This window comes from Citrobacter sp. Cpo126 (assembly GCF_030332445.1).
Lineage (GTDB): Bacteria > Pseudomonadota > Gammaproteobacteria > Enterobacterales > Enterobacteriaceae > Citrobacter > Citrobacter portucalensis.
Genome location: NZ_JAOWHT010000043.1, coordinates 394,982 through 409,402, shown reverse-complemented (window position 1 = coordinate 409,402; position 14,421 = coordinate 394,982). Strand labels below are relative to the sequence as shown.

Annotated in this window: 11 protein-coding genes; 4 read left to right on the top strand and 7 right to left on the bottom strand. The window is 53.0% G+C overall.

Going from position 1 to position 14,421, the window contains the following annotated elements:
• Positions 1–69 precede the first annotated feature (69 nt).
• Positions 70–1,368: an anaerobic C4-dicarboxylate transporter gene (locus OGY17_RS22475; protein ID WP_008785273.1), complete on the top strand. Its 1,299-nt coding sequence runs from the start codon at positions 70–72 to the stop codon at positions 1,366–1,368.
• A gap of 107 nt (positions 1,369–1,475) precedes the next feature.
• Here the strand turns inward: OGY17_RS22475 and fruA are convergent, their stop codons facing one another.
• From fruA to fruB, 3 genes are read right to left on the bottom strand one after another with little or no spacing between them, the layout of a single operon-like run.
• Positions 1,476–3,164: a PTS fructose transporter subunit IIBC gene (gene fruA, locus OGY17_RS22470; RefSeq protein WP_057066528.1), complete on the bottom strand. Its 1,689-nt coding sequence runs from the start codon at positions 3,162–3,164 to the stop codon at positions 1,476–1,478.
• Positions 3,165–3,180: 16 nt separating this feature from the next.
• Entirely contained in the window at positions 3,181–4,119 is a 939-nt protein-coding gene (fruK, locus tag OGY17_RS22465) for a 1-phosphofructokinase (RefSeq protein WP_003834544.1), read from the bottom strand.
• Positions 4,119–5,249 carry a fused PTS fructose transporter subunit IIA/HPr protein gene (fruB, locus tag OGY17_RS22460; protein WP_057066527.1) on the bottom strand — a complete coding sequence of 377 codons (1,131 nt, stop codon included), beginning with the start codon at positions 5,247–5,249 and terminating at the stop codon, positions 4,119–4,121. The genes fruK and fruB overlap by 1 nt, the downstream gene beginning before the upstream one ends.
• Positions 5,250–5,617: 368 nt before the next feature.
• Here fruB and setB point away from each other — a divergent pair, with 368 nt between their 5' ends.
• Positions 5,618–6,799: a sugar efflux transporter SetB gene (gene setB, locus OGY17_RS22455; protein ID WP_003834548.1), complete on the top strand. Its 1,182-nt coding sequence runs from the start codon at positions 5,618–5,620 to the stop codon at positions 6,797–6,799.
• On the opposite strand, the gene OGY17_RS22450 is transcribed toward setB, so the two are convergent.
• Complete coding sequence (locus tag OGY17_RS22450) at positions 6,796–7,050, bottom strand: YkgJ family cysteine cluster protein (protein WP_008785278.1); 255 nt, start codon at positions 7,048–7,050, stop codon at positions 6,796–6,798. The two genes, setB and OGY17_RS22450, sit on opposite strands and share 4 nt — an antisense overlap.
• A gap of 157 nt (positions 7,051–7,207) precedes the next feature.
• On the opposite strand from OGY17_RS22450, the gene yeiP reads away from it, so the two are divergent.
• Positions 7,208–7,780, top strand: a complete 573-nt coding sequence (gene yeiP / locus OGY17_RS22445) for an elongation factor P-like protein YeiP (RefSeq protein ID WP_003027452.1) — start codon at positions 7,208–7,210, stop codon at positions 7,778–7,780.
• A gap of 715 nt (positions 7,781–8,495) precedes the next feature.
• Here the strand turns inward: yeiP and torD are convergent.
• Genes torD through torC form a run of 3 tightly spaced genes read right to left on the bottom strand, consistent with a single transcriptional unit; the run spans position 8,496 to position 12,759 of the window.
• A complete protein-coding gene (gene torD / locus OGY17_RS22440; RefSeq protein ID WP_008785279.1) occupies positions 8,496–9,128 on the bottom strand; it encodes a molecular chaperone TorD in 633 nt (210 codons plus the stop codon).
• The gene (gene torA / locus OGY17_RS22435; RefSeq protein ID WP_286608373.1) at positions 9,118–11,616 is read right to left on the bottom strand and encodes a trimethylamine-N-oxide reductase TorA; all 2,499 of its coding nucleotides are present in this window, start codon (positions 11,614–11,616) and stop codon (positions 9,118–9,120) included. Before torA ends, torD begins: the two co-directional genes overlap by 11 nt.
• A 9-nt stretch (positions 11,617–11,625) precedes the next feature.
• Positions 11,626–12,759, bottom strand: a complete 1,134-nt coding sequence (gene torC, locus OGY17_RS22430; RefSeq protein ID WP_125362683.1) for a pentaheme c-type cytochrome TorC — start codon at positions 12,757–12,759, stop codon at positions 11,626–11,628.
• Between the two features lie 165 nt (positions 12,760–12,924).
• Here torC and pdxR point away from each other — a divergent pair, with 165 nt between their 5' ends.
• On the top strand, positions 12,925–14,397 hold the full coding sequence (gene pdxR, locus OGY17_RS22425; RefSeq protein ID WP_048234896.1) for a MocR-like pyridoxine biosynthesis transcription factor PdxR: 1,473 nt from the start codon (positions 12,925–12,927) through the stop codon (positions 14,395–14,397).
• Positions 14,398–14,421: the final 24 nt, after the last annotated feature.

Sequence of the window (14,421 nt, the reverse complement as noted above, 5' to 3'; positions counted from 1 at the left end):
TCACCAGATTAATAAAGCATTAAACAACCACTTATTTTAATAACAAATTATTCTCTGGCGGAGGCCATTATGGTTTGGTTAGAAATTATCGTCGTGTTGGGTGCAATATTTTTTGGTATCCGCCTCGGCGGAATAGGTATTGGTTTATGCGGTGGTCTGGGGCTGGCTATTTTAACGTTGGGATTTGATCTGCAAATTGGCTCGCCACCCGTTGACGTTATCCTCATTATTATGACAGTTGTAGTGGCAGCATCGGCGCTACAGGCCGCAGGAGGTATGGATTATCTGGTTCGCGTTGCCGGTAATTTCATGCGGCGTAACCCTAAATATATCAATATTATTGCACCGATTATCACCTGGTCGATGACCATTATGGCCGGAACAGGGTTCATTGTATTTTCTACCCTGCCAGTGATTGCCGAAGTCGCCAAAGAGTCCGGTATCCGCCCTTCTCGTACGCTCGCCGGATCCGTAGTCGCCTCCCAGGTGGCGATATCCGGTTCGCCGATCAGTGCCGCAATGGCGGCGATGCTGACCATTATGGAGGGCAACGGTATCACCTTTATTCAGGTCATGGCGGTATGTCTACCAGCTTCGTTTGTCGCCGCGATGGTTGCCGCTTTTATCGCCTCACGTCAGGGATGCGAGCTTCAGGATGATGAAGTCTATCTGGAACGCCTGCAAAAAGGATTAGTGCGTAAATATGAAGGGCAAAACAGCACCACGCCGGGTGCCAAACTCTCGGTCGCCCTGTTTATGCTGGCAACGGTCGTCATCGTTATTCTTGCCGCCTGCCCGCAGCTACGCCCTGGATTCGATGCAGGCAACCCAATGAATACCCGGGATATCATCATTATCTGTATGTTGGCTGCCGCTTGCCTGATGGTGGTGTTATGCAAAACATCAACCGATGCTATTGTCCTGACATCCACGTTTCGATCAGGGATGAGTTCACTGGCGGTCATTCTCGGGATTGTTACACTGGGAACGACCTTCATTGATGCCCACTTAGCGGAGATTAAGGATATCGCAGGCGATATTCTACGGGCTTATCCCATGCTGTTGGCACTGGTGCTGTTTGGTACCTGCGCGCTTCTCTACTCGCAAGGCGCCACCACGCCGCTGATCATCCCTCTGGCCGTTGCGCTCGGCGTGCCTACATGGGCAATTCTGGCCTCCTATGTGGCGGTAACCGGGGTGTTTGTTCTACCAACATACCCGACTTCTCTGGCGGCAATGGAGTTCGACACCACAGGGACAACGCGCGTGGGCAAGTATGTCTTAAACCATCCGTTTATGCTGCCAGGACTGGGTGGGATCATTGCTGGTGTTGCCTTTGGTTTTATCATCGCGCCAATGATTGCCTGACCCGTTTTATTAAGGCTGGATGGATTATTGTGGCGATGCTGCAACGGTATAGGTAAAAACATAAAAAAAGGGGCAGAGAATTCTCTGCCCCTGGTATTGACGTTAAATCAGGCCGCCTTTGCCACAACCTCAGCTTCCGGGCGCTTCAGCACCGCGTAGGAGAGACCGGCTACCAGCGTACCAGCAATAATTGCCAGCAGGTATCCCAACACCGGCGTGATTGCGCCTGGGATTAACAGAACAAACAGCCCGCCGTGTGGTGCCATCAGCTTCGCACCCACCGCCATCGAGATAGCCCCGGTAATCGCACCACCAACGATACAGCAAGGCAGAACGCGCATTGGGTCACGGGCAGCGAACGGGATTGCCCCTTCGGTGATAAAGCACAGGCCCAGTACCAGGGCAGCTTTGCCGCCTTCCTGCTGCGCTTTGTCGAACTTACGACGCGCAACCAGCGTTGCCAGACCCAGAGCCAGCGGAGGTACCATACCCGCAGCCATGATGGCCGCCATCGGCGCATAAGTTTGCGTACTCAGCAGACCCACACCGAAAGCATACGCCGCCTTGTTAACCGGACCACCCATGTCGGTACACATCATGCCGCCAAGAATCGCGCCAAGCAGCACCGCATTGGCCGTACCCATGGTTTGCAGCCAGTGAGTCAAACCTTCCAGAATACCCGCCACCGGTTTGCCGATCAGGTAAATCATGGCCAGACCAACCACAAGGCTTGAGAACAGCGGAATGATCAGGATCGGTTTCAGCGCTTCCATACTCTGCGGGAGTTTCAGCTTCGTGCTGATAAGCTTCGCCACATAACCGGCAAGGAAACCAGCAATAATCCCGCCAATAAAGCCGGAACCGGTGCTTACCGCCAGCATACCGCCGATAAGACCCGGCGTCAGACCCGGACGGTCAGCGATGGAAAACGCGATATAACCTGCCAGTACCGGCACCATCAGCGCGAAGGCTGAACCACCGCCAATCTGCATCAGCGCCGCCGCCAGCGTCCCCTGCTCTTTAAACGCTTCGATACCAAAAGCGAACGAGAGTGCAATACACAGACCGCCAGCAACCACCATCGGCAGCATGTAAGAGACGCCCGTCAGCAGGTGACGATACGCCCCCGCGCTCTCTTTCTTATTTTCGGTTGCTGAAGTCTGCGCTTTACCGGTTGGCTGGTACGGTGTTGCTTCTTCCAGCGCTTTGTCCAGCTCCTGCTTGGTTTTCTTCAACGCAAGACCGGTAGAGGTGCGGTACATCGGTTTGCCGGCAAACTTCGCCAGATCAACTTCAATGTCAGCGGCCACAATCACCAGATCAGCCTGAGCCACTTCTTCCGGCGTAATGGCGTTACCTGCGCCAACAGAACCTCGTGTTTCAACCTTCACCCACCAGCCACGTTTTTTCGCTTCAGTTTCAATCGCTTCAGCAGCCATAAACGTATGAGCAACACCGGTCGGACACGCCGTCACCGCCACCACGCGTTTTGGACCACTGCTGGCCACAGGTGCTGTTGCAACCGGGGCGCTGTAGGGTTTTGCATGGCCTTTAGCTTCGCTGAGGAAGAGTTCAGGATGCGCAACCGCACGACCAATGTCGCCCAGCCAGACTTTTTTGCCGTTCAGCGAACTGTCGGCAGGAAGCGTATCGCCCAGAACAATTGCCAGTTCGGCATCATTCGGATTATCAATAATTTCCAGATGTGCTTTCTGTGCCGCCGCTCCAAGCAGGGTTTTCGCCATGTAAGCGCGAGCCTGGCCGAGATTAGCGTCAATAATCAGCAGCGTTTTCATTATGCCTCTCCTGCTGTCAGTTAAACGGTTTTAAGTCGACACGCGCCATCATTGCGGCCAACTGAGGACGATCGGTAATGCCTACATTACTTTGGCTTACCGCCAGGGCGGCAACAGCCGTCGCCAGACGCAGGGTATGTTCGCTGGACTCACGCATCAGCAGACCGTAAATCAGACCGCCAACCATTGAATCACCCGCGCCGACGGTGCTGACCACCTCAACTGACGGCGGTTTAGCAATCCACTCACCTGAGGCGTTAACCCACAGCGCACCTTCTGCGCCGAGTGAAATCACCACATGGGCGATCCCCTGTTCACGCAGCGCATGCGCCGCTTCAATCACATCTTTCATTTCCGGCAGCTTGCGACCGGCCCAGATTTCCAGTTCGCGACGGTTTGGCTTCACCAGCCATGGTGCCGCTTTCAGACCTGCTACCAACGCTTCACGACTACTATCAAAGATAATGCAAGGACACTGACTACGCAGGCGCGTCATCCAGTCGGTAAAGGCTTCCGGGCTCACGCCGGTTGGCAAACTGCCGCTGACGCACACCATGTCGAATTGCCCCAGCCAGCTCAGCGAATCATTTACAAAGCGTTCCCAGTCAGCCGGGGTGACTTCAAAGCCGGAGAAGTTGAAGTCAGATACTTCACCATCTTTTTCGGTCAGCTTGACGTTAATACGGGTACGGCCCTGCACGACCTGAAAACGGTTGGCAATGCCCAGCTCGCTGAACAACTGCTGAAAACCATCCTGGTTGTCTTTACCCAGGAAGCCACCCACAGTGACATCGATACCTAAATCCTTCAAAACCTTAGCGACGTTGATCCCTTTCCCTGCCGCATGCAGACCGGTGGTTTTAACCAGGTTCACTTCACCGCGTTCAATTTCCGGGCAGAAGCCCACCAGGTCGTAGGCCGGGTTAAGGGTGATAGTAGCAACACGTCTGCTCATTACGCGCCCTCCCCAAGACCTGCCGCAATGGCTTCGCCAATCGCCTTCAGTGCCTGTTCAGCATCTTCACCCTGTGCAGTAAAGCGCAGGTGATGTCCTTTCTTCACGCCTAACGCCACAACTTTCATCAGACTGCGTCCATTCGCCGGCTTGCCGGTTCCATCAAGATTTGTCACGGTAATTTCACTGTTAAATTGTTTAATCGTATTCACCAGCATGGTGCCCGGGCGGGCATGTAAACCATGCTCATTGCGCACAATAAATTCGGCGCTCAGTACATCATCAGTTAAGGCGTCATCGCTGGTCAGCAGCGCCAGCACCGTTGCCGCATCAGCTTTCAACAAACGGTCAGCTTTATTATTCAGCAGCAGATCGCCAAGGCGCTTCAGCACCGCAACCGGTTGATCGTCATTCATGGCGACGGTCACCAGCAGGGCTGCCGCTTCACCTTGTACATCGAACGCTGTTGCTGCACGGCTGACCGCAACGGCGCTACGCACGTTACCTTCAGCACAGTCATTCAGCCAGATCCCCTGACCAAGATTCATCGGCTGCTCATTGATTGCTCTGGCCACAAAGGTGGCGTCAACCGCACCGACTTCTTTCAGCCGTGCCGCGTTGAGTGCCTGCAGCGTCACCAGCGAGTTGGCCACGACATCCAGCGACAGCGTTTCGTTATCAAGCTTCAGCTGTTCACTTTGCTTTTCACCCATCAGCAGCGCACGCAGTTCTTCCGCCGTGGTCACAGATTTCAGCTGTTCAGCGACGGAGTCGTCGCTCAGCACGTGTGTCAGCTGACGCAGTAAACCGAGGTGTTCATCAGAGCTTGCGGCGATGCCGATTGCCACATAAGCAACCTGCCCTTCGCCCCAGGTCACGCCTTGCGGAAACTGAAATACCTGCACACCGGTTTTCAGTACCTGATCGCGCGTGTCCGTCGTACCGTGAGGAATCGCAATACCGTTGCCGAGGAACGTGGACGTCTGTTGTTCGCGCGCCAGCATGCCATCGACGTAGCCTTCCGCGACGTTACCTGCCTGCACTAAGGCAGCGGCAACCTGGCGAATAGCCTCTTCTTTATTCCCGGCCTGTTCGCCCGGGTGAATATCCTGAACAGATAACTGGAACATGATTCTCCTCTCCCGCTGAATTGAAACGATTCAGCCAACATGAGAAAAAAGGCGTCACCCGACTCCATCAGTTAAGGCAAGATGACGCTGAAACGTTTCAAGAAGTCTTGCTCTTTTTTCTTCAGCACACAAGTAAAGTTGACAAATTACTTGCTGAATTTAGAGATAACGCACATTTTCTCTGCGAAGGAGAAAAAAATGCTGACGCAAAAACGCCGTCAGCTTGTCAGATTCAGCAACGTCAGCAAACAGCATTCTTTGACTGAAATGCTATTTTGATTTTTGATGCCGATTTTGATTTGGCTCCCTGTTTATTTTCTGACAAGCGGCGTAAACTCCGCGTCTCTTCACATCATTGATATCAAAACATGCATAACACCCCCGTAGCCGCCACACCCAAGGCGTTTGATTTAACGTCTTCGGCGTTCCTGCTTGTCGCATTTCTGACGGGTATCGCCGGTGCGTTGCAGACGCCAACGCTCAGCCTTTTTCTGACGGATGAAGTCCACGCCCGTCCCGGCATGGTCGGGTTCTTTTTTACCGGTAGCGCTGTGATCGGTATTCTGGTAAGTCAGTTTCTGGCCGGACGTTCAGATAGAAAAGGCGATCGCAAGAACCTGATTGTGTTTTGCTGCGTGCTGGGGATGCTGGCCTGCGTGCTGTTCGCCTGGAACCGTAATTATTTTATCTTGCTGTTTGTCGGGGTATTCCTCAGCAGCTTTGGATCGACCGCCAACCCGCAAATGTTTGCTCTCGCCCGTGAACACGCCGACCGCACAGGTCGGGAAGCCGTCATGTTCAGCTCAATATTACGTGCGCAGGTTTCGCTAGCCTGGGTAATTGGCCCGCCGCTGGCCTACGCGCTGGCCATGGGATTCAGCTTTACGGTGATGTATCTCAGCGCGGCGGTGGCGTTTGTTGTCTGCGGCGTAATGGTCTGGCTGTTTTTACCCTCAATGAGTAAAAACGTGCCTCTCGCGACAGGCGCAGTTGAGGCCCCGCGCCGCAATCGACGCGACACGTTGCTGCTGTTTGTTATCTGCACATTAATGTGGGGAACCAATAGTCTCTATATCATTAATATGCCGCTGTTTATCATCAACGAACTGCATCTGCCGGAAAAACTGGCGGGCATCATGATGGGCACCGCAGCCGGACTGGAAATCCCAACCATGTTGATTGCTGGCTATTTTGCAAAGCGTCTGGGTAAACGTCTGTTGATGAGAATTGCCGTCGTTGCCGGATTCTTCTTTTATGCCGGTATGCTGCTGGCTCACTCTCCGGCGATATTGCTTGGCTTACAGCTGCTGAACGCGATTTACATCGGTATTCTCGGCGGGATTGGTATGCTCTATTTCCAGGACCTGATGCCGGGACAGGCGGGTTCAGCCACCACCCTCTATACGAATACCATTCGCGTGGGCTGGATTATTGCCGGATCGCTGGCGGGGATTGCCGCTGAAATTTGGAACTATCACGCGGTGTTCTGGTTTGCACTGGTGATGATCGTCGCCACCGTCGCGTGCCTGGCGCGCATCAAGGACGTTTAAGGCGCGGTTAGCGCTTCAAGCTCGATGAGATAAACCATGGCCTGGTGCGTCGTCCGCCCGCACATTTCCGCACTGGGCTGTAAACCGCCGCACACCTTTGGTCGTAGCGGCGACGCAAAAATTTTGCAACGCAGGGATTCATCCAACTGAACGCAGGGCGTATTAGCGGGCTTGCCATCAGGCATACCGGGGATGGGACTGGAGATTGAAGGCGCGGTGCAGCATGCACCACAATCCGGACGGCATTCCATACAGTACTCTCTTAATCGTAAACCATCGGATTGTGCGGGAAGGGCACAGTACCACCTTTTTTGCACCAGCAAAAGCATGAATTCCGCTTGCCTGAATGCCCCGGCGCGAGTAGTTTTACGCGATATTTTAGACACTCCCCACTACAGGATTTTTTCGATGCCAAGAGCGAACGAAATTAAAAAAGGTATGGTACTGAACTACAATGGCAAACTGCTGATTGTAAAAGATATCGATATTCAATCACCGTCTGCACGTGGTGCTGCCACGCTGTACAAAATGCGTTTTTCTGATGTGCGTACCGGTCTGAAAGTTGAAGAGCGCTTCAAAGGTGACGATATCGTGGATACCGTCACTCTGAGCCGTCGTGGCGTTGATTTCTCCTACGTCGATGGCAACGAATACATCTTTATGGATAAAGAAGACTATACCCCGTATACCTTCACCAAAGACCAGATTGAAGAAGAGCTGCTGTTCATGCCGGAAGGCGGGATGCCGGACATGCAGGTCCTGACCTGGGATGGCCAGCTACTGGCGCTTGAACTGCCGCAGACCGTAGACCTGGAAATCGTTGAAACCTCACCGGGGATTAAAGGTGCTTCAGCGAGTGCTCGCAACAAGCCAGCAACCCTGAGCACCGGTCTGGTGATCCAGGTTCCTGAGTATCTGAGTGCGGGTGAAAAAATCCGTATTCATATCGAAGAACGTCGCTATATGGGCCGTGCAGATTAAGCTCCTGTCGTTACAGGTGAACCAAAGATAATGACATGTTGTCTCTGGCAAAATGTTCCGTTCACTTTAGTGATATCACTTCTCTGAAACGATACTGCCTGTGAACGTGTTAAGGGTACTATCGCCGTACCCTTAACAATCCCGGCTCCAGGCGGGAAAATTGTTGCTACGCAATACCCTCCGCTTTTTCCTTCAGGCTATCGGGCCGGGCGCGAGGTAGCGTCCCTGCAAAGCGCGCCCTGAACCCGCATCCCTGCGGGTTCTCCCGGCCTTACGGAAACACGTCGGCAATTTTCAGCCGGACCAGCCACACCTGACCATCTACTTTTTTTGTTTAAACAGCAAAACAGATTTAACTGGAAATCAGAGAGTTGAAGCGATGACCCCGGTCCGGCTGAAAATCGATGAGGCGTTGACGGCTGACCGGGTCTGCCCGCAGGGATGCGGGCAGAGGGGACGGCCTGCAGGGACGCAGGCTCGGCCCCGACCCGACAGGCAGACGGCATGAGCCGAATGAATCGCATCGCGACGATTTTCCCGCCGGGAGCCTGGGTTGCAAGGGAGGCGGCGGTGAGCCTCCCTTGCACGTTCACAGGTATCTGCGCTTCAGAGAAATGACTCCGCTGAGGTGAACGGAACCCTATGCCGCAATAAAATATGCTCCATAATGCTTAACTGACTGGCATTACAACGCAGGCTGTCCCTTTTTTCATTTTCAGCGCTGGCTGCTGAAATAAAAATCATCCATCAGCAATGACTCCAGATACTGTTCATCCTCTTGCATAAAACGCACTATCAGATTCACCGCCTGAGGATAAAACCCCTCGTTATCCCGCACCAGACAAGCGTCGCGAAATAACGGTGCCCAGCACAGAATATGATGATGCAAAAAGTAATATTGCGCCGATAGCCTCTCCTCTTTAGCAACCATCCTCGCCATTAATGCCAACTGCACAGCAATATGATCGGAGGGTTCATTCTCTCGCGCTGCCAGACCTTGCTCAATCAGCAGCACATTCATTTGCCGACGTTCTTCTGCCGCTGTCGTGTGTGGATAGTGCCCTGCATAGGGAGAAACACTAGCCGGCGGGGCCAGCAGAAACAGCGAGGCAAAATCTGCTGCCAGCTCCAGCTGTCTGGAGTCGCGCCGCAAAACCCGGCCCAGGCTACGCTCAAAACGTTTAACCTCGGCAGACACTCCAGGAACCGCCGCCAGTGAGGCAATCCAAGCCTGGCTATCGCCGTTTTCCAGACTGGCGAGCTGTTTTTCATCCAGCTCACGAAATAGCAGTTGCGAAAACCACTGGTACACAGCTGCCCGCTGCTGATGAATTTGCTTATGCTGCACTGGTCCCCTCCTCTTTCACAATCTGCGGACCACCGAAAGCCGTCACCTGCGGGGCTTTCTGCTGATAACGCTCGACCTCCACCAGCACGGTATGCGCTGAAGGCCCCTGGGCCAGCTGTGAAGTACCGATATCCGCGCTCAGCACGTTCGGGTCGCCATAAGTGCATAATGTCCCGGCTTTCCCCCCTTCCTGCGGGGAGTACCATGCACCTTCATGAATACGGACCACGCCAGGGGAAAAATCCGGGCTGACAACTACGCCAGCCAGTACCTGACCACGAGCGTTGAAGACGCGGGCGATATCACCGGCTTTTAAGCCACGAGCGGTGGCATCCTGTTCACTGATATAAAGCGGTTCTCTTCCGGCAACCGCATAGGTGTTGCGAAACACCTCGCTAGAGCACAGTTGGGAATGCAGACGTTTGTCCGGATGGCAGGATTGCAGATGCAGCGGGTATTTATCTTTTTTGCCGCTATGGGTACGCTCAAAGGGTTCCATCCACACCGGATGCCCCGGACAATCCTCATAGGCAAAGCCCGCGATGGTTTTGCTGTAGATTTCAATCAGACCTGACGGCGTTCCCAGCGGATTCAGGTCTGGCTGGTCGCGAAACTCACCGTGACGTACCCACGGCTGACCCGGCGGATATTCAATATATCCGTCACCCTGCCAGAACGTTGTGAAATCCGGTAATGAGACGCCGAGCGATGCCCCCATCTTCACGCCTTCGTCATAAAGCGTCTGTATCCACTGCATTTCATCACGGTTTTCACGGTACACCGCTTCCTTGTCAAAGCGCTTACACAGCCCGGCAAATACATCAAAATCATGTCGCGCTTCATATTGCGGTTTGACGATCTGATGCAACGCCATCAACCCTTTATTCGAATGCGTACCGAACTGCTCAATATCGTTACGTTCAAAGCGGGTGGTAACGGGCAGGACAATATCGGCAAAACGGCACGACGCGGTCCATTGGTGATCCAACACCACCACGGTTTCCAGCTTCTTCCACGCGTCGATCATGCGATTCCTGTCCTGCTGCGCATGAAATGGATTTGCCGCGCTGTAGATCGCCATTTTGATGTCAGGCCAGGTTAACGTCTCGCCGTTAAAGGCAACCTTTTTGCCCGGCTCAAGCAGGCAGTCAACGATACGCGAAGTGGGGATATGCTCCGATACGCCGCGAAAATCCGCGTTGTACTTTGCCTGCGGGGGATTCGTGATCCCTCCCAGTCCAGAAAGCACAGGCCCGGCGGATGTTACCGTACCACCGCCGTTGTAGTGCCAGCCAAATCCTACCCCGCCGCCGGGCAAACCAATTTGACCGACCATGCTGGCCAGCACCACCAGCATCCACGGATACTGCTCACCATGGTGCATGCGTTGTACGCACCAACCGCCCATAAACTGTGTCCGGCCTTTCACCAACAGACGGGCGAAGTCTCGGATCTGCTCTGCCGTCAGGCCGCAGATTTTTGCCGCCCATTCGGCATTTTTCGGCTGTTTATCGGTTTCGCCCAGCAGATACGGCAAAAACTGCTCAAAGCCGACGGTGTAATCGGTAATAAACGCCGTGTCGTACAGTTTTTCTTCGTACAAGGTATGCGCCAGCGCCAGCATTAACGCGACATCGGTTTGTGGCCGCAACGCCAACTGCTCGCAGCCAAGATAGTTTTGCGACTTGCTACGCACCGGATCAACACTGATAACGCGCATCTTACCCTGCGCTACCGCCTCTTTAATCTGCTGCCAGTAGCCAAACGCATCGTGATCGGGAACCAAAAACTCGATCTGCAGGTTCTTGATCGGATCGCACCCCCACAGCACGATGGTATTGCTGTTTTGAATCACCAGCGGAAGCGACGTCTGCTGCTCATAAACTTCCAGCGAACCAATCACATGCGGTAAAATGACTTGTGCCGCTGCCGCAGAATAGTCGCCGACGGTTGTCACATAGCTACCATGCAGGCCAAGTCCCCGATCCATCGCCCCGCCCGCTTTATGGTATTTGCCCACCATTTGCCAGTCGGCAAGCCCGGTAAATACGCCTGATGAGCCATAGGTTTTTTGCACCCTCTCCAGCTCTTCGTAAAACAGATCCAGCGCCTGATCCCAACTGACCCGTACAAAACGGTTATCTCCGCGCTGACTGCGATCTGACTTCTCACGCTTACGCAGCCAGTCCAGACGCACCATCGGGTAGCGCACCCGCGACGGGTTGTAGACCACTTCACGCACCGCGTTCAGCATATCGCAGGGGTATTTGTCATGTTTGAACGGACGGGTTTCGGTCCACTCACCGTTGACCACTTTGGCTTCAAAAGCGCCATAGTGCGAACCAGATTGGATCCACTGTTCGGGATTTTCCCCCGCCGCCCACACTTTTGATATCAGCGGATTAGGCGCCAGTGCACTGGCAGCCCCCACCGCCAGCATTCCGTTGAGAAAACGGCGGCGGGACGGATTAAAGTCATGAATATCCATACATTATCCTTACTTTTTGTTGGTTTCAGACACATCGCTGGCGTGGGTCTGGAGGTATTTCAACAACGTACGTTCCTCCACCGGATTAAGCCGGTAATAGGTCGACATGGCTTTCAGTCCGGCGATCCAGCCGTTAGCGGTATATCGGGTTGTAGGAGGAGTGCTATGACAGGCACTACAGGTGGATTGCAGCATTTGATCTGAGTATTCCCAGATTGGCGCAAGCGTGTTGATAAAGTCCTGATCGGTGGTCCAGGCGGTGACGCTCACCTGCTGCCATTCCTGATGTGAGTCAGGATCGACCTGAGTGTGTAGCACTTTTACGTTCGCCATCAGGGGCTCATCGAGAACGGCGGAGAAAACGCGTTTCCCCATATACTGGGTGATCACCCGTCCACGCCCTTTGCTTTCTCGCCAGCCCGTGATTTCGAGCTGCACGTTACTGCCTTCTTTTTTCAGCACCTTGACCTCGGTAGCAGGAAATAACAGCGCCTTCCCGGCCGGACTCCCTGCCGTTGCCGCCAGTGATTTTTCGCTTAATGAGAACAGTGTGGTCGCATCTGTTGGCATATCTCCCTGACGCTGTAGCTGCTTATAGCGATCGCGAAAACCGCTGCTCATATCGGGTTTGTGATGGGCTATTCCTTTGTGACAATCGATACAGTTACTGTCTTTTGCTGCCGCTGCGGTCATTTGCGCCGCCGCGTTTGCCGATTGCTTGCCATGATCCATTGCCTCATAGCTATGGCAGGATTTACACGCCGCTGAATTATTCGCGCTCATGCGTGCCCACTCCCGCTGGGCTAGCTCCGGGCGTTTGGCAGCAAACTTTTCAGGAGTATCGATAGAAGGAGAAATAAAGGTGTGATAGAGGTCGTTTAAGGCTTCAGTTTTACGAATAAGCGTTGGAACAACGCCCGGGGGGATATGACAATCCTTACACTCAGCCCGCACGCCAGATGCGTTACGAAAATGCACGCTGGTTTTATATTCCTCTCCAGCCGTGCGCATCGAGTGACACGATAAACAAAATTCGGTGGTACTGGTGTAATGAACGCCTTGCCACGTTCCCCAAATAGCCAGGGCCATTGCCACCGCCCCAGCCAATACGCACCACAATGCGTTCTTTCTTATCCACGACATGCTTGCCTCCATTTTTTTAATAGCGACACGCTAAGGGATAATAAAAACCAAAAATAGAGACAGCGATAGCAAGTTATAGGAACAGCCACTACTCCATGAGGTGTATCAAATAGTAAAAACGAGAAATTCGTAATATAGTGGCTATATATTAATAAGGAATTCCTCATGCTTACATTAACGCTCAATAGAGAACTCCGCACTCCGCTGCAATTGCAAATTTTTCAATTTTATTTCCAGGCTATTCAGCGGGGAGATTTGCTTTGTGGCGATAAGCTTCCCTCTATTCGCGAGCAGGCTCAGGTATTGAACGTAGCCAAAATAACGGTAGTGATGGCCTATGATAAGCTTATGGCTGCAGGGTTAATCAAGAGCCGACACGGCATTGGCTATGAAGTGATATTCACCACGCCTGTACGTATAACACCAACGCATGTGCCCGTTACCCAGGGTTCTCCGCCGACAAAACCTAAAGCTGCCGGAGTCTCAACCGATGTTTACGCCGAGCCTGGACGAGAGTGCTACTGTCGGATGGGCGTCCCCGATCCCAACGCTTTTCCCTGGTCAAGTTGGCGGAAATGGAATAATGCTCCAAGCATACTTAAAGAACAATTATTTACCCGATACCATTCACCAAGTGGATTATTTTCACTGCGTGAGCAATTGGTCAGATACCTTAATTTATCCCGCGGAATTAATACCCGAGCAGAGAACATCATCATTACCAACGGGATTCAGGAAGGATTATCACTGCTCAGCCAAATATTTATTATTCATCATGCTGTCAGTCAGCAAAAAAAGTGCCATATTGTGACCGAATCCCCTTGTTATTCTGGCGCATGGCATCTTTTTAATTATTACGGTGCAGACATTACGTCAATTGCCGTAGATAACCACGGGCTGCAAACAGATAATTTACCCGAGTATGAAACCCAGCTTTGTTATGTTACTCCAGCGCATCAGTATCCGATGGGAAGCGTGCTTTCACTGGAGCGCCGTCAGTCATTATTAACGTGGGCGCAACGCGTCGGCGCTTACATCATTGAAGATGATTACGATGCCGTTTTTACCTATGGGGAAAATCCCCTTCCCGCGCTGAAAGCCATGGATTATCACAACCGGGTTATCTACATGGGGACATTTTCTAAAACGCTGGGGCCAGGCGCACGGCTTGGCTATCTTATTTGCCCTGATGAATTGCTTCCGGCGGTACAGAATATGAAAGCGCTCAATAACAACGGCAGTCAGTGGTTGTTGCAGCAATTTTTGGCCGAACTGATGCAAAACCAGGTGTTCTATACGCATATCAGCAAGCTGGCCTGCAGCTATGCGACGCGCCTCACCCTGTTACGCGATGGCCTTTCCACTCTGTTTCCCGAAGGGAAAATCGCTGGCGCAACGGCAGGTCTGCACCTCTCGTTACGCATTGCCAGACACGCAGAACTCATCACCAGGCTGCAGCAATGCTGCCTGTTGGCCGGGATCCGTTTCGACACTCTGCCGGATATAGAAAATGGATCAGAAGCCGCATGGCGCAAAGAGAACAGCGATGCTGTTATGTTTTTTGGGTTTGGTGGATTGCAGATACAGCAGATCAATAAAGTGCTGACAGTGCTGGAGCAGGCGCTCGCGCAGCCTTGATGAAAAACAGGGATCGCGCCTGTC

What these genes read in the sequence shown, in the direction of transcription:
- fruB (WP_057066527.1), bottom strand. Translation starts at nt 5,249, where the DNA reads ATGTTCCAGTTATCTGTTCAGGATATTCACCCGGGCGAACAGGCCGGG.
- torC (WP_125362683.1), bottom strand. Translation starts at nt 12,759, where the DNA reads ATGTCGTGGATAAGAAAGAACGCATTGTGGTGCGTATTGGCTGGGGCG.
- torA (WP_286608373.1), bottom strand. Translation starts at nt 11,616, where the DNA reads ATGGATATTCATGACTTTAATCCGTCCCGCCGCCGTTTTCTCAACGGA.
- pdxR (WP_048234896.1), top strand. Translation starts at nt 12,925, where the DNA reads ATGCTTACATTAACGCTCAATAGAGAACTCCGCACTCCGCTGCAATTG.
- yeiP (WP_003027452.1), top strand. Translation starts at nt 7,208, where the DNA reads ATGCCAAGAGCGAACGAAATTAAAAAAGGTATGGTACTGAACTACAAT.
- OGY17_RS22475 (WP_008785273.1), top strand. Translation starts at nt 70, where the DNA reads ATGGTTTGGTTAGAAATTATCGTCGTGTTGGGTGCAATATTTTTTGGT.
- setB (WP_003834548.1), top strand. Translation starts at nt 5,618, where the DNA reads ATGCATAACACCCCCGTAGCCGCCACACCCAAGGCGTTTGATTTAACG.
- fruA (WP_057066528.1), bottom strand. Translation starts at nt 3,164, where the DNA reads ATGAAAACGCTGCTGATTATTGACGCTAATCTCGGCCAGGCTCGCGCT.
- OGY17_RS22450 (WP_008785278.1), bottom strand. Translation starts at nt 7,050, where the DNA reads ATGGAATGCCGTCCGGATTGTGGTGCATGCTGCACCGCGCCTTCAATC.
- fruK (WP_003834544.1), bottom strand. Translation starts at nt 4,119, where the DNA reads ATGAGCAGACGTGTTGCTACTATCACCCTTAACCCGGCCTACGACCTG.